General features: G+C 43.5%; 19 protein-coding genes. 11 read left to right on the plus strand and 8 right to left on the minus strand.

What is annotated here, in order from left to right; translation table 11 throughout:
* The first annotated feature begins 54 nt into the window (after window positions 1–54).
* The gene (locus FHS68_RS13995; RefSeq protein WP_167271154.1) at window positions 55–1,668 is read left to right on the plus strand and encodes an ABC-F family ATP-binding cassette domain-containing protein; all 1,614 of its coding nucleotides are present in this window, start codon (window positions 55–57) and stop codon (window positions 1,666–1,668) included.
* 43 nt (window positions 1,669–1,711) lie between these two features.
* Here FHS68_RS13995 and FHS68_RS14000 read toward each other — a convergent pair whose 3' ends face one another.
* Together FHS68_RS14000 and FHS68_RS14005 are read right to left on the minus strand one after the other, a co-directional pair.
* The gene (locus tag FHS68_RS14000) at window positions 1,712–2,347 is read right to left on the minus strand and encodes a gluconate 2-dehydrogenase subunit 3 family protein (protein WP_167271156.1); all 636 of its coding nucleotides are present in this window, start codon (window positions 2,345–2,347) and stop codon (window positions 1,712–1,714) included.
* A gap of 30 nt (window positions 2,348–2,377) precedes the next feature.
* Window positions 2,378–4,117 carry a GMC oxidoreductase gene (locus FHS68_RS14005; RefSeq protein ID WP_167271158.1) on the minus strand — a complete coding sequence of 580 codons (1,740 nt, stop codon included), beginning with the start codon at window positions 4,115–4,117 and terminating at the stop codon, window positions 2,378–2,380.
* A 169-nt stretch (window positions 4,118–4,286) separates the two neighbouring features.
* On the opposite strand from FHS68_RS14005, the gene FHS68_RS14010 reads away from it, so the two are divergent.
* The gene (locus tag FHS68_RS14010; RefSeq protein WP_167271159.1) at window positions 4,287–5,243 is read left to right on the plus strand and encodes an L-threonylcarbamoyladenylate synthase; all 957 of its coding nucleotides are present in this window, start codon (window positions 4,287–4,289) and stop codon (window positions 5,241–5,243) included.
* Here the strand turns inward: FHS68_RS14010 and FHS68_RS14015 are convergent.
* On the minus strand, window positions 5,228–6,655 hold the full coding sequence (locus tag FHS68_RS14015; protein ID WP_167271161.1) for an ATP-dependent DNA helicase: 1,428 nt from the start codon (window positions 6,653–6,655) through the stop codon (window positions 5,228–5,230). The two genes, FHS68_RS14010 and FHS68_RS14015, sit on opposite strands and share 16 nt — an antisense overlap.
* 141 nt (window positions 6,656–6,796) lie before the next feature.
* On the opposite strand from FHS68_RS14015, the gene FHS68_RS14020 reads away from it, so the two are divergent.
* From FHS68_RS14020 to coaD, 4 genes are all read left to right on the plus strand, one after another.
* Entirely contained in the window at window positions 6,797–7,237 is a 441-nt protein-coding gene (locus tag FHS68_RS14020; RefSeq protein WP_208408318.1) for a CBS domain-containing protein, read from the plus strand.
* A gap of 131 nt (window positions 7,238–7,368) precedes the next feature.
* Window positions 7,369–7,869, plus strand: coding sequence for an NUDIX domain-containing protein (locus tag FHS68_RS14025; protein ID WP_167271163.1), 501 nt, complete (start codon window positions 7,369–7,371; stop codon window positions 7,867–7,869).
* A gap of 27 nt (window positions 7,870–7,896) precedes the next feature.
* The gene (locus FHS68_RS14030) at window positions 7,897–8,802 is read left to right on the plus strand and encodes a DUF3822 family protein (RefSeq protein ID WP_208408319.1); all 906 of its coding nucleotides are present in this window, start codon (window positions 7,897–7,899) and stop codon (window positions 8,800–8,802) included.
* A 12-nt stretch (window positions 8,803–8,814) separates the two neighbouring features.
* A complete protein-coding gene (gene coaD / locus FHS68_RS14035; RefSeq protein ID WP_167271165.1) occupies window positions 8,815–9,297 on the plus strand; it encodes a pantetheine-phosphate adenylyltransferase in 483 nt (160 codons plus the stop codon).
* A gap of 1 nt (window position 9,298) precedes the next feature.
* On the opposite strand, the gene FHS68_RS14040 is transcribed toward coaD, so the two are convergent.
* Complete coding sequence (locus tag FHS68_RS14040) at window positions 9,299–9,985, minus strand: NUDIX hydrolase (RefSeq protein ID WP_167271167.1); 687 nt, start codon at window positions 9,983–9,985, stop codon at window positions 9,299–9,301.
* A gap of 101 nt (window positions 9,986–10,086) precedes the next feature.
* Between FHS68_RS14040 and FHS68_RS14045 the strand changes: the two genes are divergently transcribed.
* The 4 genes from FHS68_RS14045 (at window position 10,087) to FHS68_RS14060 (ending at window position 15,020) form a co-directional block, all read left to right on the plus strand.
* The gene (locus FHS68_RS14045) at window positions 10,087–11,391 is read left to right on the plus strand and encodes a hemolysin family protein (RefSeq protein WP_167271169.1); all 1,305 of its coding nucleotides are present in this window, start codon (window positions 10,087–10,089) and stop codon (window positions 11,389–11,391) included.
* Window positions 11,392–11,393: 2 nt separating this feature from the next.
* Window positions 11,394–12,035, plus strand: a complete 642-nt coding sequence (gene pyrE, locus FHS68_RS14050; RefSeq protein ID WP_167271171.1) for an orotate phosphoribosyltransferase — start codon at window positions 11,394–11,396, stop codon at window positions 12,033–12,035.
* 87 nt (window positions 12,036–12,122) lie between these two features.
* Complete coding sequence (ppk1, locus tag FHS68_RS14055) at window positions 12,123–14,219, plus strand: polyphosphate kinase 1 (protein ID WP_167271173.1); 2,097 nt, start codon at window positions 12,123–12,125, stop codon at window positions 14,217–14,219.
* 207 nt (window positions 14,220–14,426) lie between these two features.
* On the plus strand, window positions 14,427–15,020 hold the full coding sequence (locus FHS68_RS14060) for a TetR/AcrR family transcriptional regulator (protein WP_167271175.1): 594 nt from the start codon (window positions 14,427–14,429) through the stop codon (window positions 15,018–15,020).
* Here FHS68_RS14060 and epsC read toward each other — a convergent pair.
* Window positions 15,013–15,849, minus strand: a complete 837-nt coding sequence (gene epsC / locus FHS68_RS14065) for a serine O-acetyltransferase EpsC (RefSeq protein WP_167271177.1) — start codon at window positions 15,847–15,849, stop codon at window positions 15,013–15,015. The two genes, FHS68_RS14060 and epsC, sit on opposite strands and share 8 nt — an antisense overlap.
* A gap of 195 nt (window positions 15,850–16,044) precedes the next feature.
* Here epsC and FHS68_RS14070 point away from each other — a divergent pair, with 195 nt between their 5' ends.
* Entirely contained in the window at window positions 16,045–16,959 is a 915-nt protein-coding gene (locus tag FHS68_RS14070) for an alpha/beta fold hydrolase (RefSeq protein ID WP_167271179.1), read from the plus strand.
* Between the two features lie 18 nt (window positions 16,960–16,977).
* On the opposite strand, the gene FHS68_RS14075 is transcribed toward FHS68_RS14070, so the two are convergent.
* The 3 genes from FHS68_RS14075 to FHS68_RS14085 all read right to left on the minus strand — a co-directional run bounded on the left by FHS68_RS14075 (window position 16,978) and on the right by FHS68_RS14085 (window position 21,888).
* Window positions 16,978–18,084 carry a T9SS type A sorting domain-containing protein gene (locus FHS68_RS14075; RefSeq protein ID WP_167271181.1) on the minus strand — a complete coding sequence of 369 codons (1,107 nt, stop codon included), beginning with the start codon at window positions 18,082–18,084 and terminating at the stop codon, window positions 16,978–16,980.
* 206 nt (window positions 18,085–18,290) lie between these two features.
* Entirely contained in the window at window positions 18,291–20,585 is a 2,295-nt protein-coding gene (locus FHS68_RS14080) for an NADP-dependent malic enzyme (protein WP_167271182.1), read from the minus strand.
* 94 nt (window positions 20,586–20,679) lie between these two features.
* Window positions 20,680–21,888: an MraY family glycosyltransferase gene (locus tag FHS68_RS14085; RefSeq protein ID WP_167271184.1), complete on the minus strand. Its 1,209-nt coding sequence runs from the start codon at window positions 21,886–21,888 to the stop codon at window positions 20,680–20,682.
* Window positions 21,889–21,928 lie beyond the last annotated feature (40 nt).

Raw genomic sequence — 21,928 nt, forward strand, 5'->3', positions numbered from 1 at the left:
AAGCCCGATTTTTGTAATTTCGCGGTCTCATTCATAAACAATCAATAAGTAGAGATGATTACGGTTCAGAACGTATCGTTGCGGTACGGTAAAAGGATATTATTCGACGAAGTAAATATAAAATTTGTCCCAGGGAATTGTTACGGCGTGATCGGCGCGAATGGCGCAGGGAAATCTACTTTTCTAAAAATTCTTTCGGGCGAGCTTGAACCGCAAACAGGGAATGTAAGCATGAACCCGGGCGAAAGGATGACTTTCCTGAAACAGGACCAGTTTGAATTCGATGCCTACACTGTTTTGGATACTGTGTATCTAGGCCATGAGCGTCTCTACAAAACCATGAAGGCACGTGAGGCTATTTACGAAAAAGAGGATTTCACAGATGCAGACGGAGAAAGGGCAGCAGAATTGGAAGCAGAATTTGCCGACCTGAATGGTTGGGAAGCGGAAACTGAGGCTGCACAATTATTGAGCGGATTGGGATTGGAAGAGGAGCAGCATTTTCAAGTAATGGGTGATTTGAATTCCAATGATAAAGTGCGGGTACTGCTTGCACAAGCCCTGTTTGGCAACCCCGATGTGCTTTTACTCGATGAACCTACCAACAACCTCGACGTAGAAACTGTTTTGTGGCTTGAAAACTTTCTGGCTGACTTCAAAAATACCGTGATTGTAGTTTCCCACGACAGACACTTTTTGGATGAAGTTTGTACGCATGTCGTCGATATTGATTTTAGTAAAGTGCAAATGTTCTCGGGTAATTATTCCTTCTGGTATCAGTCAAGCCAGCTGGCTTTGAAACAACGGACAGATGCGAACAAAAAGGCGGAAGACAAACGCAAGGAATTGGAAGAATTCATTCGGAGGTTTAGTGCCAATGCATCCAAGTCCAAGCAGGCTACGTCCCGTTCCAAGCTTCTTGAAAAGCTGACCATCGATGATATCAAGCCGTCTTCAAGAAAATATCCTTACATCGCTTTCAAATCGGAGCGGGAGGTTGGTGATCAGCTTTTGCGGGTTGAGGGACTAGCCAAGACTGCGGAAGATGGCACAAAATTGTTTGAAAATCTGAGTTTTAATATTAACAAAGGTGATAAAATAGCATTCGTAAGCCGCAATGTCAATGCGATCAGCGGCTTCTTTGATATTATAAATGAAGAACAAAAAGCAGACAAAGGCACTTATACCTGGGGTGTCACAATCACTAAATCATATTTTACAAAAGACCCTACGCAATTTTTTGACGTTGATCTGAATCTGGTGGATTGGCTGCGTCAGTATTCCGAGGAAAAAGACGAAAGTTTTATCCGCGGATTTTTGGGTAGAATGCTTTTCTCGGGAGAAGAATCGCTAAAAAAGGCGAAAGTATTGTCTGGTGGAGAAAAAGTGCGCTGTATGCTTTCCCGCACAATGTTATCGGGAGCCAATGCATTGATATTGGATGATCCAACCAACCACCTTGATCTTGAATCGATTACGGCACTTAACAATGGCCTGATAGATTTCACCGGATGTTTGCTATTCTATTCCCATGATCACCAGTTTGTTCATACCATTGCAAACAGAATTATTGAGATAGGGCCGAAGGGGATTTTGGATAAACTCATGAGCTATGATGAGTTCCTGCAGGATGAAACAGTAAAATTGCAAAGACAGAAATTATACTAAATTAAAAAAACCGGCGAGAGCCGGTTTTTTTAATGCTTTGATTTTACTCGTAACTCAATCCATACTGCTTCAGCACGTCTGGGGGAACGCCTTCCCATACATTGGGCGTGTTACCCACGTAACCCAGATCACCAATGCCAATTTTGGATGTGTAAAATCCGGAGGCAGTGAGGTTACGCATCATATTGAAAAATGCGACGCCCTGGCTGTATATTGGTTTTGCTTTTTCAGGATAAGCAATGTCGTCAACGATTTGAATCTGTTGTGCTTTTGTAGCCAGCGTGAAAATTTTCCCAAACCTCTTATTCGATTCCCGATCAAGCCATTTCAAGCCCCCACGAAGAGGCGTTTGATTCTGTGGCATATCCTTGGCGATGAATTCAATAAAATCGGGCACCCCAGCCTGTGACGCGCTGCCTGATTTGTCATCTGCCGGAATGATGATATCTACCAACACTTTGATGGTTGCCAGCTCAGCCAAAGTGAAGAATTTCTCCTTCATCAGCTTGGCATCCCTGATCGCTTCTTCTTTTATGCGGCCTCCCGGGATTTTTAACGGGGTTTCTGGTGGAAACTGGGTTTCCAGTTCCCGCTGTTCTGCCATGGCGATCTGCGGATTTAACGCGGTAAGGCCAAGAGAACTGAGGGTTAATGCTCTAAGTGAATCTCTACGTTTCATATCAGTATCATTTGAAACAATGTTCAAATATTAAATATTCTTTTGTTTAACCTGATCTACAATGAACTCGGATGCCCGCATCGATAACGCGAGTATCGTCCAGGTTGGGTTTTTATCTGCCTGTGAAACAAATGACCCTCCATCCACGACAAATACGTTTTTAGCATCGTGAGCCTGCGAAAATTTGTTAAGTGCAGATGTTTTCGGATCATCGCCCATTCTGACGGTACCTACTTCGTGAATGATCCGGCCGGGTGCGGCAATGCCATAGTTAGTATCAGCGCCAGGCTTCACACCGCTTGGAATTCCACCCAATGCATGGATCATTTCTTCGAACGTATCATGCATGTGCTTAGCCTGTTTGATTTCATAGTCAGACCATTTGTAATGAAACCGAAGGACTGGTATACCATATTTATCCACAACACTCGGATCGATTTCTGCATAGTTGTTGAAATCAGGGACTGCTTCACCGCGGCCGGCCATGCCAATGTTGGCGCCATAAAAACGACGGTAATCCTCTTTTAGGGATGAGCCATAACCGCCTGCTGGTTTTGTAACCCCCGCTTTGGTAGGATACTTGCCATTCAAATTCTCAATACCGGATCCAAAACCGTAGCTAGGCATTCCCATCCCCCCACCATACTCAATGTGGTAACCTCTTGGAAAATCCAATTTTTTGTTGTCCAGCCACCATGGCGTGTAAACGTGCATACCGCCAACACCATCTTCATTGTACCTTTTTCTGTCCATCAAATGCGGAAGAAATGCGCCACGCGAAGCACCTGTGGAATCGTGCAAATAATGTCCGACTACGCCGCTTGAATTGGCCATACCATTCGGATGGCGTTCTGATTTTGAGTTAAGCAATAGCCTGGAAGATTCAGCAGCACTGGCAGCCAGTACCACCACTTTTGCCTTAATGTTATGTTCAGTTAGTTTTTCGCGGTCAATGTAGGAAACACCCGTTGCTAAACCAGTTGCCGGATCGCTAAGTACCTCGCGGCACATGGCATGGTTAATCAGTGTAACATTGCCGGTTTTAATTGCAGGAATGCACAATACCGATGAAGCCGAGAAATCCGCATAAGCCTGGCAACCGCGGGAACATTGGCTGCAATAAAAACAAACGCCGCGATCGTCGTTGATCGGTTTTGTTAAAATCGATAACCTGGACGGAATAACCGGGATATTCGCTTTTTTACCAGCTTGTTTAATAAAAAGTTCATGCAAACGTGGCTTGGGTGGCGGCAGGAAAATGCCATCAGGTTCGTTATCCATCCCTTCAACGGTACCAAATACGCCGATCAGTTTGTCAACCTTATCATAATATGGTTTTACGTCATCATAGCTGAGTGGCCAGTCGTCTCCCAGGCCATCAATGCTTTTTCTTTTGAAATCTTTGGGCCCGAAACGCAGGGAAATCCTTCCCCAGTGATTGGTGCGCCCGCCAAGCATACGCGACCTGAACCAGTCAAATTGTGTACCGTTTTTACGGGTATATGGTTCTCCTTCAATCTCCCAACCTCCCCAGGCCGCATCAAAATCACCAAACGGGCGGTGGTTACCCGCGCCACGCCTTGGTGATTCGTATGGCCATTTTAATTGTGTAATGTATTTAGGATCAGCTGGGTCAAAGTATCCACCGGCTTCCAAAAGTGCAACCTTGGCACCTGCCTTTGCAAGTTGGTAAGCCGCCATCCCGCCTCCCGCTCCTGAGCCAACAATGCAGACATCAAAAACAGCAGGTTGTTCTTTGATTTGAAACATATATTAAGGGTTTTTTAGATAGTATTATTTGATCAATAAATATAAACACGGATTACGTAAGAGGTATGGTTAACTGAAACATTGAGGGTTATTTAAAAACAATCTAAATGGGATCGCTCGGATTTAATGACAGCAGCCGTATTTTTGCAATTCAAACCGAATTCACATTTTGGCGATCACAGGAGACGATATCAACATTGCAAAGTCGTTTTTAGTAAAAGGGGAACTGGTGGCAATACCTACGGAAACCGTATATGGACTAGCGGGTAATGCATTAAATGAAAAAGCAGTACTTTCCATATTTGAAGTAAAAAACAGGCCTGCTTTCGATCCGTTGATCATTCATACTGACTCATTGGAGAAAGCCAATCAATATGTTTTAAAATTTTCCGAGAAAGCAAAGTTGCTGGCCGACCACTTCTGGCCTGGGCCTCTCACATTGCTTTTGCCAAAGAATCAAATCATACCCGATCTGGTAACGTCGGGTCTTGACACAGTTGCAATCCGGATTCCCAAGCATCCTGTTTTGCTTGAACTTTTGGCGTCAATCGATTTTCCGCTGGCGGCACCGAGCGCAAATCCATTCGGTTACATCAGTCCCACGCGTGCAGATCACGTGAATGCGCAGTTAGGCGATCAAATTCCATACATTCTCGATGGGGGTGAATGCGAACTAGGGCTTGAATCGACCATTGTGGGTTTTGAAAATGGGGAAGCAATCATATACAGACTTGGTGGCTTGGAGGTTGAGAAGATTCAGGATGTGATTGGCCCAGTTATCCTGATGCCTCATTCTTCCTCGGATCCAAAGGCTCCCGGAATGCTGAAAAGTCACTATGCGCCACGTAAACCTCTGTTTTTGGAGCGTAAAGCCGTAAATATTGAATCGCCTGGAACGACAGGTTATCTTCTGTTTAACGAATATCTTGACCATGTAGATCGGCGATACCAGCGCGTACTCAGCCCGACCGGCGATATGAAGGAAGCCGCGCATAACTTGTTTGCTTTTTTGCGGGAGCTGGATAATATGCCTGTTGATTCAATTATTGCGGAGTGGGTACCGATGAACGGATTAGGCCCTGCTATCAATGACAGGTTACAAAGGGCCTCTTATTTGAAGAAATGAGGATGAAAATTCATTAAAAAGAGCTCATCAGTCGCGCGGGTAATAGCGGTGTAAAGCCACCTGATAAATTCGGTATTGATTTGCTCCTCAGGCAGATATCCCTGATCAATAAAAACAGAACTCCATTGACCGCCTTGCGCCTTATGCACGGTTAAAGCGTAGGCGAATTTTACCTGTAATGCATTTAGAAAAGGATCTTTACGCAAAGCTTCAATCCGTTCTTTTTTTGATTTAATATCCATGTAATCCTGCAAAACGCTGTCATACAGCTTACGATTATCTTCCGTTGACATGGAGGGAGAGGCAGAATGTAATGTATCCAGGAAGATTTTGGCATCAAATTCGGGCTGTTTTTCGTAATCCGTCAATCTTAATGTGACATCTGCGAAGCGGAATCCGTGCAGGTCCTGCGTTTTCCGGATTTTTAATAACTCTACAAAATCACCGTTGGCGATGAAACCAGCGGGAGAATCTTCATCTAAAATATTGTAATTGTTCCGCACCACCATAAGCCGGTCACCAGCATCCAATTCCTCTTCTGAAAAATGAATGGTGCGACGGATGTATTGATTATACTGGACTGCGGCCTTATTGGAGCGCGTTAGGATGATGGAATTTTCCTGCCCGTATTTGTCATAGGAGTAACGAAGGCCCTCTTCCAATTTCTCGCCTGTCATCTTAAAAACATCCCTATAGTTACGCGTAGTGATTTGAATTTCAGGCTTTTCTGTGGCCAGCTGCGTCCTCAACAGAGTAGCATTAAACAGGATCCCGGATTGTTCGTCCTGGCGCATTACCTCTTTCAATTCTTCCTGAAACACAGACATATAGAATGTCTTTTCCAGATATTCCCTGTCCAAGGCCGGGCTTAGCTCCCTACCTACGGGAGGTAACTGGGCCACGTCGCCTACCAGCATTAATTTATTTCCTGGGTTTTCAAAAACAAATTCAATCAGGTCTGCGAGCAGGCTGCGGCTTCCAAAATCGGCCTCATCTGTAATCATCGAGGCTTCATCTACAATAAACAAGGTATTGTCGTGGTAATTCTTTTGACGCTGAAATGTGAGGGTCCCGGAAAATGAATCTGCCGTTTGTTTGTAGATTTTTTTGTGGATAGTTAATGCAATTTTGTCCGAATAACCCGACATTACCTTGGCTGCCCGGCCCGTGGGTGCCAGCAAAACTGATTTGTATCCGAAGTTGGAAAGAATTTTTATTAACGTACTAATGATGGTCGTTTTGCCTGTTCCAGCATAACCTTTAAGCAGAAAGCAATCTCGGTATCGTTCGAGACCTTTTTCCTCAATAAGGAAATCATTGGCTTGATCAAAGAAACGGAATTGGCCTTCAGTGGGTTTAAAAGGAAATTTTTTGCGAAGTAATTGAGAAGGTAAGATTTTATCGGTTTCCATAATAACGAATCTACTGGAAGGAGAATTAAAATCAAAGTAGCCTTTCAGGTACAAAAATATACTCAGAATTTATTGGACTTTAATGCGTCAATTCCATATATTAGGATCCCTTATTCTCACAACTCCCAAACCTAAACATCTATGCTGGTACAACATGTAATGGGCAACAAGCCTTTCAATGCGATTTGGTCGATAACGCAGGACAAGACCGTCTTTGAGGCACTGGAACTCATGGCCGAGAAAAACATTGGTGCAGTTTTGGTTCTTGAGAATAATGAATTGATCGGTATATTCTCTGAGAGAGATTATGCCAGAAAGGTTATTCTTCAGGGCAGGGCTTCGCGCGATACGTTGATCCGGGATGTTATGACCAGTAAAGTCATTACCGTCGAAACCGACCAGAAGATCGAGGAATGTATGCAGATTATGGCCGATAAGCACATTCGCCATTTACCAGTAAACAGGGATGGTATCCTGATCGGAATCATATCAATCAATGACATAGTTTCTGCTATCATCCATGAACAAAAGGAGCATATCAGCACATTGGAAAGCTATATATCCGGAAGTCCTTACTCATGAAACTGACATTTACCGAAACTTTTGAGCAAGGGCTTGCGAGGCAATAACGCTTCAAAAGCCCTTCCTCTTAAAATATCCCCTTGTCAGTTATGGCTGGATAGTTATCTTTGCCCCTTCAAAAAATCCAGGCTTTGCAAACTGTTAAGGACGAAATCGGAGCTTTGTACGGAGGATCGGTGCGTGTTCGGGTTTGCGGTATATGTGTTAAAAATGAACGTATCTTAGTTGTTAATCATTCTCTTTACGGCAAAAATCAGTTGTTCTGGAGTCCTCCCGGTGGTGGGATTCAGTACGGTGAAACTGCGGTGGATGCATTGAAACGAGAATTTGAGGAAGAAACAGGTCTGAAGGTGCAGGTGGGATCATTGCTTTTTATCCATGAACACATTGGCCACCCGTTGCACGCCATCGAGTTGTTCTTTCGGATCGATTCTTTTGAAGGTACTTTGGTAAAAGGTTCTGATCCTGAAATAACTTCCGATGGCCAGATTATTGAAGAAGTAAGCTTTATGAGCTGGACTGAGATTCAGAAATTTGAAGAAAGCCAGCTTCACCGCCTATTTTCACTTTCAGATTCGCTGGAAGGAATATTCAATTTGGGCAACTACATTTCCGACTCAACGCGGGATTGATCATCATAAAAATTATAACTTATCATTTTGGCAAATTCCCAAAACCAGGTCATTGAGATCATTCCAACGCTATTGGTTGGAGATAGCACCTTTGATGCGGCAAGTATTCCGTTTTGCACATTGTGCATAGAAGTAGACGAACGTCGCATTCGATTGTGCATTGTGCGTGACGAAAACATGGAATGTATCTGGCTGGAAGATTATAGTTTTGATACCGCGCTTACGACCGCTGAGGTTTTTGAAAAGTTAAAAAGAATTTTTGCCGGACATATGTTATGGTCTTCGGCAAACTGGAAGAATGTTCGAATCTCGGTCAACTCACACGCATTCAGCCTGATTCCTAATCTTCTATTCGATCAGGGCGCAACGCAAGATTACCTGGCTTTCGCTTTGGGAATGCCTATTGCAAAACACGATAAGGTGCTTTTTCATGAATTGCCTTTGGTTCATGCGCACAATGTTTTTAGCATTCCCGAACTTTGGTATGACTGGATCATCAATCATTTCGGCACTTCCAATATTACATTTTATCACTTGACAAGCTCACTGATCATTGGCGCGTTGGTAAGTCACGTTGAGCAGCAGGAAATCAGAATTGCTTCGATTTATTTCGAGAAAGACCATTTCACGCTGGTTGTCAGCGAAAGTCAGCAATTGATTCTTTGTAACCGTTTCCGATATTCACAAGTGCAGGAGCTTGCTTACATCATACTTTTCACATTGAGTCAGCTCGACTTGCTCGCGGAGGAAGTAAAAGTGTTATGCTATGGTGAAATCTCGACCGCGTCGGATGTTTATGCTGAACTTTCGAGATTTTTTCCAAATTTGCAAATAGGGAACAGGCCTACAACATTGAAATACAGTACTCAATGTGCCGAAGTGCCGGGCCACAGGTATTTTGGTCTATTCAATACTTATCTTGTTTCATCCTAGCGTACCCACTTTATGCAGCGCGTAGCATTATTTCCGGGGTCTTTTGATCCTTTTACAAAAGGGCATGAAGATATCGTTTTGAGAGGACTTCGGCTTTTCGATCAGGTGGTGATTGGCATTGGGAACAATGCGACGAAGAAGCGATACTTTCCTTTGAATGTGATGAAGGAAATGATAGAAAAGACCTTTTCCAGTGAAAGCAACGTGATTGTGATCACTTATGAAGACCTGACTGCCCATACTGCCCGCGAAATTGGAGCGACATTTTTGCTCAGAGGCCTTCGGAATACCACGGATTTTGAATACGAAAATGGGATTTCACAGGTTAACCGATACCTGTACGAAGAAATAGAAACTGTTTTTTTAATTACTTCACCTCTGCTTGCCCCAATCAGTTCCAGCATTATCCGCGATTTGCACCGCTACGGTCAGCGTGTGGATGATTTTCTACCTTATTCCCTCTCCGAACTAGATAAGCTTAACCAGGAAAGCTAGATTACAATTCCTTGATGTTAGGCAATTTGCTAAGGCTATCCACAACATAACGGATAGAGCTGTAAGAATTGATGAGTAGTGATTTCGCTTCAGAACGAGTAAACCAATCCAGCTTTTCGATTTGTTCTTCTGCCTGCGGCTCCATTTTTGAGTCGTCGACACAATCTAGAAGGTACCATTTAGTCCTCTTCAGAATACGGTTATTATTCAGAGTATAAGTATGCCAAGTTGTACATATCTTTCCGCGGATTAATGCCTTAACGCCCGTTTCCTCCTCAATTTCCCTGACGGCAGCAATTTTCGAATTTTCTCCCTTGTCCAATTTCCCCTTAGGCAGATCCCAGGTTTTCCGACGGTACATAAAAAGCCATTTGCCATCCTTAACCACCACGCCGCCCGCTGCCTTGATCACTTTATAATAAGCTTTGATTTTATCTTCAATTTCTACCTTCTCCTTTGTTGCCATTGTGATGGACAACATTTCATTGGGTAGTTCTTTTTCAAGAAGCTGGATAACCTGGAAAGCAGTGGTAACTGTTGAGTTTAGAAATAAAATGTGGCCAAGAAGCATGTTTCTTCCTAGCTTTTCCAGCCTCAGATCAACGATCTGATCAAATTGAGTCGTGTCTCCAGTCAGCTGATTGGTCCGTACAATTTTGAATGGACGGTCGTCAAAAAAAATGATCATTTTTCAAATGGTACGTGAATCGATGCCAAAATTAAGTAAAGAGTTTAGTTTAGACAGAGATTATTATTGATAAATTTGTGTAAGTATCAAATAAAAAGTTCTTGGAACTCCTGATAATTCTACTTCTTGTGCTTCTCAATGGTGTTTTTTCCATGTCAGAGATCGCACTCGTTTCCTCCCGCAAATCTCGTCTTGAAGCTGCCGCCAAAAATGGAGATTCCAGTGCCAAAGCAGCATTAAACTTAGCCAATTCACCTACACGTTTTTTGTCCACAGTTCAGATTGGAATAACACTGATAGGACTTTTAACAGGTATGTACAGTGGCGACAACATCACCACTGATTTCGAGCGAATGATATCTTCAATTGATATCTTAAAGCCCTACAGTCATTCTTTGGCAGTAGGCTCAGTTCTTGTTTTTATCACGTATCTATCCCTCGTTTTGGGAGAATTGGTTCCCAAACGCATCGGTATGGCCAATCCGGAAGCGATTTCCAAGGTCATGGCCACGCCGATGAACCTGCTTTCTCAAATCACTGCACCATTTATTTCCCTACTTGGATTTTCCAGTGACCTTATCATTAAAGTGCTGAATATCAAGCAAAGTGAAAACTCCGTTACCGAAGAAGAAATCAAAAGCCTGATTCAGGAAGGAACTTCAGGTGGTGTTTTTGAGGAAATTGAGCAGGAAATCGTTCACAATGTTTTCCAGCTCGGCGACCGGAAAGTTACTTCATTGATGACCAATCGACAGGAAATTGTATGGTTGGACCTGGAAGATACCGTCGAGGAAAACAAGGCAAAAATATTCGATTCCCGACATTCTATTTATCCAGTTTGCAGAGGAACGGTCGACGATGTGGTCGGGCTTATTTATGTGAAAGATCTGATTGCGACTGACATTGACGTGCAATTGGCAAGTTTGAATGCAATTGTACGTGATCCGGTTTATTTGCCCGAAAGCAACAGGGCATACCAGGCTTTGGAGAAATTCAAGGAACAAAGGGTCTATTTCGGAATCATTGTGGACGAGTATGGCGGGTTATTGGGAGTACTCACCATGCACGATATTATGGATGCATTGGTCGGTGATATTTCAGAGGATATTGAAGAAGCATCTGAAATTGTGAAGCGTGAAGATGGCAGCTATCTCGTGGACGCCCAATTGCCCTTCGACGATTTTTCGCAATATTTTAATATCAATATTCCGGACACCGAGCGGCGGGAACTTGTGGGCTTCAATACCGTAGGCGGATTTGTATTGCACATTCTTAAAAACATTCCCAAAGTCGGAGAACAGTTTAAGTGGAAGCATTTCGACTTCGAGGTAGTGGACATGGATCGTAGCAGAATTGATAAGTTATTAGTCATTAATCACCTTAAAAAAGAGGAATCAGAATCGTAACAATGCTGACTAACCAGGATATAAATAAGAGAATAGCTGAATTGCTGCTCGAAGCCCAGGCAATTAAATTAAGCCCCGAAAAACCCTTTCAATGGAGCTCTGGCTGGCTTTCGCCGATTTACTGCGACAACAGGGTTGCATTATCCTATCCGGATACGAGGACATTCATCAAAAAGACGCTAGCCGAACTGATAAGAAGAGAATATCCGCATGTTCATGCAGTGGTAGGAGTGGCTACCGGCGGTATTGCACAGGGCGCCCTGGTCGCAGACTTACTTGAACTTCCTTTCGCTTACGTGCGTCCCGAACCTAAGAAACATGGGATGGGCAACCAAATCGAGGGCAGGCTTGAAAAAGGGCAGTCCGTTATCATACTGGAAGATCTCATTTCCACGGGCGGTAGTTCATTAAAAGTGGTGGATGTACTGCGGGAAGCTGGTATTGAAGTAGCGGGTATGATTGCGATTTTCACCTACGGCTTCGAGATTGCCGAAAACAATTTCAATGAAAAAAATGTAAAGCTCAGCACCATAAGCAATTATAATGCATTGATTGAAGTGGCATTAGAGCATAATTACATCAATGCTTCTAATTTGGAAAGCCTGAGCGCCTGGCGTTTGGCTCCGGAAAGCTGGGGCAAATAGGCGTTCGGTTTTCTTCTACAAGTTATATCCTTCCCGCCCAAATATCTTTATATTGTATCCAAATTCGGATCTTTTTCACCACGATGAATGATAGATGTTGCCTATCCCTACTTTGATACTAATCTGAGTTGGCTGTCTAATAATTACCGACTATTATTGGAGGCCAACGATGAAACGGTACCTGTGAGGGAACGACTGCGGTTTCTTGGAATCTACGCTTACCAGACGAAAGAGTTTTTCAGGGTACGCGTTCCGAACCTGCTGGCAATGGCAGAGGTGAGCAATGACATTCGCACCAAGCTGAACCTTTTTCCCGAGTCACTTCTTGAACATATATATGAAACCGTTGAAAATCAGCTGACTGAATTCAACGAAATACTCGTTTCGGGTATTTTGCCAGCGCTGATTGAGCAGGGGGTGCACCTATATTATAGGGAACCCTTTGCGCCCGATCATCAACCCTATTTACGCAAATTTTTTATTGACAAGGTGTTCCGATGTCTCCAGCCTGTTTTTCTCGATAGCAGACGCAGTTCTAAGACGCCCGTATTTGAGTCCAAACAATTGTACCTGGTAGTAAGGCTTCAGCATCGTGAAGATTCAGAGGAGGATTGGTACGCCTCCGTAAATGTGCCTTTTGAGCCATTTGGGCGTTTTCTGGAATTACCTGAATTGGATGGAAAGCGACATGTGGCTTTTCTTGAAGATGTAATTAGGGAAAATCTTCCATTATTATTTCCAGGCTACGACATTCTTGAAAGCTATGCAATCAGAGTTGAAAGGGAAACCGAGCTTTCCATTGAGGATGAATATCCGATGCAGCTTGCACAACGGATATTGAAGCAGCTTGAAAAACGGAACTTCATTCAGCCATCCCAGTATTTTTACGAGTCGGGAATGCCGCTTTACATGCGGGAATACCTGGTCAATAAGGTTGCGATCCCCATGAATGAGTTTCATGAGCGGGGCGACTACATTTACATGCAAGACTTGGGCAAATTCCCAATGCTGTCCAAACGACTCGATTATCCATATCAGCGACCGGTTCAAAATCCTGACTTTGATGAGTACACGTCGATTTTCGAGTCTATCCAAACGGCCGATCAGTTGTTGCATTTGCCATATCAATCTTACGAGCCCATAGTTCGGTTTTTTAACGAAGCCGCAGTCGATCCTCATGTTCGTGAAATACACGTATCTCTTTATAAAATCAGCCCCAACTCTTTCATTCTTAATTCATTGATCAGCGCTTCCAGAAATGGCAAAAGAGTGACTACTTATGTTGAGCTGAATACAAAAATGGATATTCAGGAAAATCTCCAATGGTCCAAGAAAATGAGGGATGCGGGGGTCAAGATTATTTTGAGTGTTCCCGGTCTGAAAGTCCATGCAAAAATGGCGCTCGTAAAGCGGAAAGTCCAAAAAGGTTGGGAGCGTTATGCGTTTTTGGGAACAGGCGGTTTTTACAGATTAACCAGCAGGGAAATTGTTGACCATGCATTGCTGACTAATCACAGGGAACTTACCAATGAACTGGAATTACTCTTTGGTTATTTGTCTACCCAGGATGAGCCCAAAAAATATAAATATCTGCCGTTCAATTTTTTGCAGGTAACTCAATTCACACTCCAGAAAAAATTGTTGGAACTGATCGACCGCGAAATTGCCAATTGCAATGCCGGACTTAAATCCTTTGTTACCATCAAGATCAATCAGTTGCAAGACCATTTATTGATCGACAAGCTTTATCAGGCCGGCCAGGCGGGCGTTCCGGTGCATGTGATTGTGAGTGAAAGTTGCGGATTAATATCAGGCTTACCGTCCCTGAGTGATAACATTGTCGTGAGCAGGCACGTGGACAGGTATATTGAGAATACAAGGATATTCCATTTCGGCAACCGTGGAAATGACGAGATCTTTCTGACTTCGTGCGACTGGACGCACCGAAACCTTCACCGACGCATTGACATCTGCTTTCCGGTGCTAGACGAAAGCTTGAAAAACCAGATGCGGATGGTGCTGCGAAATTATGCAAATGATAACCAGAAATCAGTCCGGCTTGACCTGTACCAAAACAATTTGCGCATTGCCGAAGATTCAAAAGGCAAAGTGCGGGCTCAGGACGCTAATTACCGATTAGTGGAGAAAATTGAGAAAAATGGACCTACCCGTAAAGCGGAATAAGCAAATTTAACGGTTAAAAAAAATTTTTCACCGGTAAAATTTTGTAATCTGGCCCTGCATTTGACAGACGCTGTTTGTAGTAAAAAAATAGAAATTTGAAGTAGCATTTTTACAAATTGGGTGTCCAATGCCCTTGAGACATAAGGACTATATGTTTATATTTGAAAGTATAAGATTCTGACTCAATCATAAAAGATACATTGTAGCATGGGAATAGTGGAACGAAGAGAACGGCTTAAAATACAGGTGCGTTCAGATATCGTTAAAACAGCAAAGGATATCGCCCGGCAAGACGGGTGGACCGCTGTTTCGATTCGCAAAATTGCTGACGTGATTGAGTACAGCCCGCCGATTATCTACGAATATTTCGATAGCAAAGACAAACTACTGGAAGCAATCCGAATTGAAGGGTTTGACTATCTTCAGTCTGAGTTTGTCAAAATAAAAGGACATTTTAGCAACCCTCAAAAACAGTTGGTTGAGGTTGCGCAAAGCATATGGCATTTTGCGGTAGAAAACCCGGAAGTTTTCCAGGTCATGTTCAATCTGGATGGTGCCTATTGCGATTCCAAAAAAGCCTATTCTCAGGCGATGAGCATCAGGGGAAATCCTGTTTGGGAAATGATTGCAGGCCTTCGCCCCAAATCCGGCGAGGCGGTTACTAAAACTTACTATGAATGGTGGTGCCTTACCTATGGTTTTGTAAGCATTACCATGACTACGCAACCACATTCTGCCTTTCCTCAGGCAGAGCCTGTTTACATGGAAGGCATCCGGAGGTTCATCCGGAGTATTATGTAACAGTTATTGCAACCGAATTCTGGCGTATCTCTATCTTACTTTGGTGATAAACCTGGGAATATGGAGGTACGCTTCTTACTAACCAGGCATTTCCGCCAATCACAGAATCATGCCCGATCACAGTTTCCCCACCCAAAATCGTCGCATTGGCGTATATAACCACATTATCCTCAATGGTCGGGTGACGTTTGAGTGAGGCAAGGGATTTGGAAACATAGGTAGCACCCAACGTCACGCCCTGATATAACTTCACATTATTTCCAATGTGCGTGGTTTCGCCAATTACCACGCCTGTCCCATGATCAATAAAAAAGGAATGACCGATTGTTGCATTTGGATGAATGTCAATTCCAGTCTGGCTGTGTGCAAATTCGGTTAACATCCGCGGCAAAAGTGGGATCCCACTCTTGGCAAATGAGTGTGCGAACCGATACGTTGCGATCGCCATAAATCCTGGATAAACAGATATAACCTCCTCAATGCTGACAGAAGCTGGATCGTTGTCCGTAATGGACTTCGCATCCATTAAAAGTTGCTCATAAATAGCGGGAATCTGAGCAAATATTTCATCAAGAATTTCTTCCCGATCCCGCTCAATTTGTGGTAATAATGGTTGAAGCATGCAGCTGAGATCATTTCTCAGGTCCGCATATTTCATGGCAAGATCTTTTGATGGACAACTGGGACAGTCCTTGCTGATGGGGAATAAAAAGTTAATCAGGTTTTGAATAAATTTTCCTGCATCATGCCTGGAGGGCAACTGATAACGATACTTTTCATTTTGCCCATTCAAGCGCATGAAAAACTGTTCTTGGTGGATGGCTGTCATTAACAATAAGAGTTTACTGCAAGGTCAAAACGGATGGCTAAACGTAATTTTATAGGCAACAAAGAAAAGGACGGAAAAATTTGGATTGCGTAATTTCTTTAAAAAAATCCAAAATCGTTCGCCTTTTCAACCGGTAAAATCGTATATTGAAATATCCTGTGAATTTATAAAATCAAGTAACATTCTTCGTGACGTATGTTAAGTTTTAAATTCCTTCGGTCCACAATCCTGTTTTTTGCCCTTTCAGCCTCTTTAAGCTCCTGCTTTTCAAGGTATATTATTTCGGCTAAGCAAGTCAAGAAACATTACGCCCTGAAAAAGGTAAGACCTACTGAGACGATTATAAAAAACGACACCCTTTCACTTTGTGTTGCCAGCGTGGGCGCAGATACTTTGCCAATGTTACTGCTTATTCACGGAGCACCTGGTTCTTTATGGGGTTATATGAATTTGATGGATGACGAGGATTTGCAAAAGCAATTTCACATTGTATCTGTCGATAGAGTTGGTTACGGCAAGTCGAAATTAAAAAGGAAACGCTTCGTAACGTCGATTGAAATGCAGGCGAAAGTGTTATTGCCGATTTTCGCACTTAATAAAAGTGATGAAAAGATAACTGTGTTGGGACGGTCGTATGGTGCTCCCATTGCCGCAAAGCTGGTATCCCTGGTACCAGACCAGGTTAAAGAGCTTATTATGATATCTCCTGTTATAGATCCTGAAAAGGAAAAATTCTATTGGTTTTCCAAATGGGGCCGGAATTCCTTTATACAGCTTTTCCTTCCGGGAGAGTTCAATACAGCGACCGCTGAAAAATATAGCCATTCGGATGAATTGAGAAAGTTATTACCTGTTTGGCAAAATCTGGAAGTTCCAACTACAGTAATACAGGGAGGTAATGATTGGATAGCCGATCCCACTAACATTGATTTTGCCAAGAAACACATTAAGAGCAGGCGCGCCCAATACATATTCCTTTACAATGCGGGGCATATGATTACTTACACCCATTTATCGATGATTAAGGAAATGCTTATGAAAAACAGGCTTTTTCAGGATAAGATATCATCCATTGTTGTAAGTAATAAAGAAGGGAGTCTGGGGAACTAATGCTATTGGCAAATTTTCTTAGCGGATTACTTTCTGAGATACCGCATCAATAGAATTACTTGCTTTGATCAGATAAATTCCCCTCGCAAGCCTCCGCATATCAAACTCTTCCTGCATCAGGATTTCGGGACTGGCCGATGAAATCTCTCGGATAATCCGGCCATTCATATCAATCAGCTGTAGTTTAATGATAGACCGTTTTTTGCTGTAAGCCTTCACTGTCACAAAATCGTCGGTTGGAACCGGATAAGCCTGAATAGCCATCGAAACTTCTGGTGATTCAACGTCCGGTGCGGAGGTAATCAAGCCACCATATTCAGACGATTCGTAAGGAGGAATTTCGATGTTCGGGCCGGGTTTGTCAATGACGTTAATGGTACCCTCCCGATACGTTTCCGATATCACGACCCCGTCTCTCCATTCATAAACGACCATTGCGAAAATGTAATTACCCACCACTTCGGGTGCTTTCCACACCAATTGTTTCAATTTTGTATCAACTTTGAAGGTGCCCGTGCTCCTTACTTCATTTGGAAATTGATAATTGCGTTCGAGCATCCTAACACCGCAAGTTCCGGGCGAAGCTTTGCTGATCCTTTGAACGCGGACGCTGATGCTATCCTGGTCTGCGACAGTAGGTTTCAGGTCAATGGCAAATACCTGACGTACGGCTCCGGAAAAATTGAGATAAGGCAGGACGGGCGTAGAATTGGCAAGCTGCGTATTAAGCACCGTCCATATAAAAGCGCTGCCGGCCTCGGGATTTTGATAATTTAAATAAGTGAGGCTCCGCTGGTCAGAAGCCACGGCAATCTGAAATGTCCCAGATGATCCATATGTGTAAATACCCTCATAATCATTTACCACAGTACTTCCATCGCCTGGAAGGATTTGAACCGTAGTTCTAGGCAAAGCCTGGGTATTACCATCACCAAAACATACGTTGATCTGCGGGATTGAACCATCGCTACCTCCGTAGTTAATATCCATGTACAAGCGCACTTTAATTTTGAAAGTCTGACCCGAAACATGTGTTGCGAGGATCTCGCCGCCTCGAAAGTGTGTAGCGTAGCAAAGAGGAGAAAGCAGGATGATCAGCAGAAAAATTCTGTAAACTGATTTCATAGTATTGAAAGGACGTCGTAGATAATATACTGAAACCAAAACGTCAAAAACGGTCAATTTTGTATTGTACGATCAGTTACAAGGAGAGAAAAAAAAGATGTTGTTGAAGACTGTTAAATGGGCAACATTTGGAAGTCGATCTTCATAACATTCGACCAATTTTTCCTGACGACTCCATTTGCAGCATCATTGGCAGCCATTGAGGATTATGTTAAAATGATTGTTTGGGTGACTTTCTGCATTTGTGCTTCCACCACTGCAATCGCCACCATATTCACTATCTCTCGGACTGAACTTCCCAGCTGCAAAACGTGCACAGGCTTTTTCAATCCCAATAAAATAGGCCCGATTGTTTCCAATTCGGCGGCTTCTTTCAGCAGGTTATATGCAATGTTGCTGGCGGAGAGATTAGGGAAAATGAGTGTGTTGGCGCCGCCATCTGCTAAATCGCTGAAAGGATGGTTTTCTTTGAGCAATGTCGTATTAAAGGCGAGGTGGGCTTGCATTTCACCTTCCACGATCATGGTTGGATTTCTTTTTTTCAGGATCGCAGTAGCTTCCCGCATTTTTTCGGCATCTGTCCCACCGGCACTTCCGTAGTTGGCGTAGGTAACCAATGCAATGCGTGGATGAATGTTGAATCTCTCAACCGCTTTGGCGGTCAGTTCCGTAATTTCAACGATTTCGTCTACGGTAGGTTCGAGATTGACGGTGGTGTCGGAAAAGAAAAGCGGGCCTTTTGGTGTAAGCAGAATGTACATACCTGCCACTTTATTTACCCCATCCTGTTTTCCAATCACATGTAATGCTGGTCTGATCGTATCCGGGTAGGTTCGGGTCAGGCCGGATATGAAGGCGTCTGCTTCCCCGTTCTCCACCATCATAGATCCAAAATAGCTTTTGAAATACATGATCCTGCGTGCTTCAATCGGCGTCAGGCCTTTTCTTTTTCTTTTATCAAATAACATCGAGGCATAGGTATCAATCATATGCTCATTTTCTTCGGCACGCGGATCTACGATCACCACATCGCCCAGATCGAGCTTACTCTCCCTAATCAGATGTTGGATCATTTCCTTGCTCCCCAAAAGAATAGGAATAGCGATGCCTTCATCACGCACCTGCTGTGCTGCCCTTAACACCTGGATATTTTCTGCATCAGCAAAAACAACCCGCTTCGGTGCCAGTTTAGCCTTATTGAGGATCACGCGGGATATCTGCTCATTGCGGCCCAACCGACTGGAAAGTTCCTGTTCATAGGCATCCCAATCTGTAATGATCTTACGGGCTACACCGGTGGCAATAGCCGCTTTGGCGACAGCCGGGGCGACGGTAGTTAGCAGCCGAGGATCGACCGGTTTTGGGATAATGTAGTTTTTCCCAAATACAATGTTGGTTTCATTGTACGCAAGATTAACAATGTCAGGAACCGATTTTTTTGCCAGATCAGCCAGCGCGTGAACAGCAGCCAACTTCATTTCTTCATTGATCTCCGTCGCCCTGACGTCCAGCGCACCTCTGAAAATGTAAGGAAAACCAAGGACGTTATTCACCTGGTTAGGATAGTCTGATCGTCCTGTTGCCATAATGACGTCTTCCCTCGCCTCCACTGCGTCGGGATAGGGGATTTCAGGATTTGGATTTGCCATCGCCAACACAATCGGATCTTTGGCCATAGACTTTACCATTTCTTTGGAAACAATGTCTGCCGTTGAAAGGCCAAGAAACAGGTCAGCGCCGCGCATTGCATCTTCCAATGAAGCATAAGTAACATCCGTTGCAAACTGTTTCTTCATTTCGCTCAGGTCAGGCCGTCCATTGTGAATATGGCCTTTGGTGTCAAACATGGCGATATTTTTGGGATCAACGCCAAGGGAGATATAAAGCTTAGTACAGGAGACAGCCGAGGCGCCGGCTCCCGAAACCACCACGCGGATATCCTTGATATCTTTTTCGACGATGACCAATGCATTTAGCATCGCCGCTGCGCTGATAATCGCCGTTCCGTGCTGATCGTCATGCATGACCGGAATACTAAGTTCTTTTTTGAGCCGGGATTCAATTTCAAAGCATTCGGGAGCTTTGATATCTTCCAGGTTTATGCCTCCGAAAGTAGGTTCGAGGATTTTAACAGTCCTTACAAATTCGTCGACATCCTTTGTATTGAGCTCGATATCGAAAACGTCGATATCCGCATATATTTTGAAGAGAAGTCCTTTACCTTCCATGACAGGTTTGGAGGCTTCCGGGCCAATATCACCAAGGCCCAAAACGGCTGTTCCGTTACTAATAACAGCAACCAAATTGCCTTTGGCGGTGTATAGATAGGCGTTTTCTATATTTTCAGCGATTTCCAGGCAGGGCTCTGCGACGCCCGGAGAATAAGCCAGCGATAGGTCACGCTGCGTGCTGGTTTCTTTGGTGGGGATTACCTGGATCTTGCCGGGCCTTCCTTTGGAATGGTAGTATAAAGCGTCTTCTTTTCTGATCTTTTTGTCCATACCTATGTGTCTGAATTTGGCGCTAAGGTACAAACATTCAATTCATGGCGATGAATTTTGATAAGCATTCACAACCCAACCGACACTGATTTGTTTAGAGTTTTCTCCGACGATTGCCGGTAGAAGGGAGGTCATTTTCATTGAATGACGGACTCTCAGACAATTCTTTTTTCTGTCTGATAAAAACGACCCGCCTTTTTAGGAGATGCGCGAAAAGCATGTAGAAACCGAACATGCTGATGTAAATATAAAGCGAGGCCGTGTTGGTAATGTCCCCGTGGAAAGCAAAAAACAATGCCGTATTTACAACCGTTATCAGCCATAAAGAGCAAGACGCCCAAAAATGATTTAGCCCAATATCGATAAGGATGTGGTGCATGTGGTTACGATCAGCCACAAATGGTGAACCACCTTTAAAAATCCTTACAATAAATACCCGGAGCGTATCGAAAATCGGCACGATTAAAAGTACCATCACAATGATAGGCGCATTGAAATAGGCATTTGGATCATGCAGATAACCAACATTCAATGATAAGAACTCGACTGAAAAAATGGAAAGTAAGTATCCAACGATCAGAGAGCCTGTATCTCCCATAAAGATCTTGCTGGTTTTCGAGAAATTGAAACGGAGAAATCCAAGCAGCGAACCGGACATTGCGAAAGCCAGGCATCCAAAAGAAAAATGGTCATTCAGAATGAACCAGATTCCAAAACCAAGGCCTGCAATCAGACTAATTCCCCCTGCAAGACCATCGATACCGTCAATGAGATTGATCGCATTGATAATGGCGATGAAAATAAAAACGGTTAACGGAATGCTGACAAAGTCAGAAACAGCATGGATCCCAAAAATTCCGTAAAAGTTATCCACTTTGAAATTCCCCATCGCCACCAGGATCAGCGATGCGAAAATCTGTATAATAAGCTTTTTTGTAGGGTCAACAGCCAGGATATCATCTTTAATACCCAGAAAAAATAAAATGATCACCCCGGTCATTGCCAGACTGATCAGGTTAGAATCAAGGATATTTTCTGAATGCGGCCAAAGGAAATAGGCAATTAGAGTAGCGGCAAAAATTGCGATTCCCCCCAGCGTTGGTGTTTCAATGTCGTGAGAACTACGGAAACCTGGCTTTGCTGTTAAATGCAGCAGATTGGACAGGTTAATAATAATCGGGATAGAAATAATGGACAAAAAACAGGCAATCAGGAAGGAGAGCAGGCATTGATACACATCGTGGTGTATAATGTTACTGAAATCTCCCTCACTCAAAATCTGTAGGGGTAATTTGAATTCCATAGTGCCTGCTGATGTTAGGAAGTGCGTTAAGTAGGTAAAG

The sequence above is a fragment of the Dyadobacter arcticus genome, from assembly GCF_011762185.1.
GTDB lineage: Bacteria > Bacteroidota > Bacteroidia > Cytophagales > Spirosomataceae > Dyadobacter > Dyadobacter arcticus.

Excerpts from the sequence above, each read along its gene's own strand:
- coaD (WP_167271165.1), top strand. The coding sequence starts at position 8,815 with ATGCAGCGCGTAGCATTATTTCCGGGGTCTTTTGATCCTTTTACAAAA.
- FHS68_RS14080 (WP_167271182.1), bottom strand. The coding sequence starts at position 20,585 with ATGGACAAAAAGATCAGAAAAGAAGACGCTTTATACTACCATTCCAAA.
- FHS68_RS14040 (WP_167271167.1), bottom strand. The coding sequence starts at position 9,985 with ATGATCATTTTTTTTGACGACCGTCCATTCAAAATTGTACGGACCAAT.
- epsC (WP_167271177.1), bottom strand. The coding sequence starts at position 15,849 with ATGACAGCCATCCACCAAGAACAGTTTTTCATGCGCTTGAATGGGCAA.
- FHS68_RS14005 (WP_167271158.1), bottom strand. The coding sequence starts at position 4,117 with ATGTTTCAAATCAAAGAACAACCTGCTGTTTTTGATGTCTGCATTGTT.
- FHS68_RS14000 (WP_167271156.1), bottom strand. The coding sequence starts at position 2,347 with ATGAAACGTAGAGATTCACTTAGAGCATTAACCCTCAGTTCTCTTGGC.
- ppk1 (WP_167271173.1), top strand. The coding sequence starts at position 12,123 with ATGATAGATGTTGCCTATCCCTACTTTGATACTAATCTGAGTTGGCTG.
- pyrE (WP_167271171.1), top strand. The coding sequence starts at position 11,394 with ATGCTGACTAACCAGGATATAAATAAGAGAATAGCTGAATTGCTGCTC.
- FHS68_RS14085 (WP_167271184.1), bottom strand. The coding sequence starts at position 21,888 with ATGGAATTCAAATTACCCCTACAGATTTTGAGTGAGGGAGATTTCAGT.
- FHS68_RS14015 (WP_167271161.1), bottom strand. The coding sequence starts at position 6,655 with ATGGAAACCGATAAAATCTTACCTTCTCAATTACTTCGCAAAAAATTT.
- FHS68_RS14075 (WP_167271181.1), bottom strand. The coding sequence starts at position 18,084 with ATGAAATCAGTTTACAGAATTTTTCTGCTGATCATCCTGCTTTCTCCT.
- FHS68_RS14060 (WP_167271175.1), top strand. The coding sequence starts at position 14,427 with ATGGGAATAGTGGAACGAAGAGAACGGCTTAAAATACAGGTGCGTTCA.
- FHS68_RS14070 (WP_167271179.1), top strand. The coding sequence starts at position 16,045 with ATGTTAAGTTTTAAATTCCTTCGGTCCACAATCCTGTTTTTTGCCCTT.
- FHS68_RS13995 (WP_167271154.1), top strand. The coding sequence starts at position 55 with ATGATTACGGTTCAGAACGTATCGTTGCGGTACGGTAAAAGGATATTA.
- FHS68_RS14020 (WP_208408318.1), top strand. The coding sequence starts at position 6,797 with ATGCTGGTACAACATGTAATGGGCAACAAGCCTTTCAATGCGATTTGG.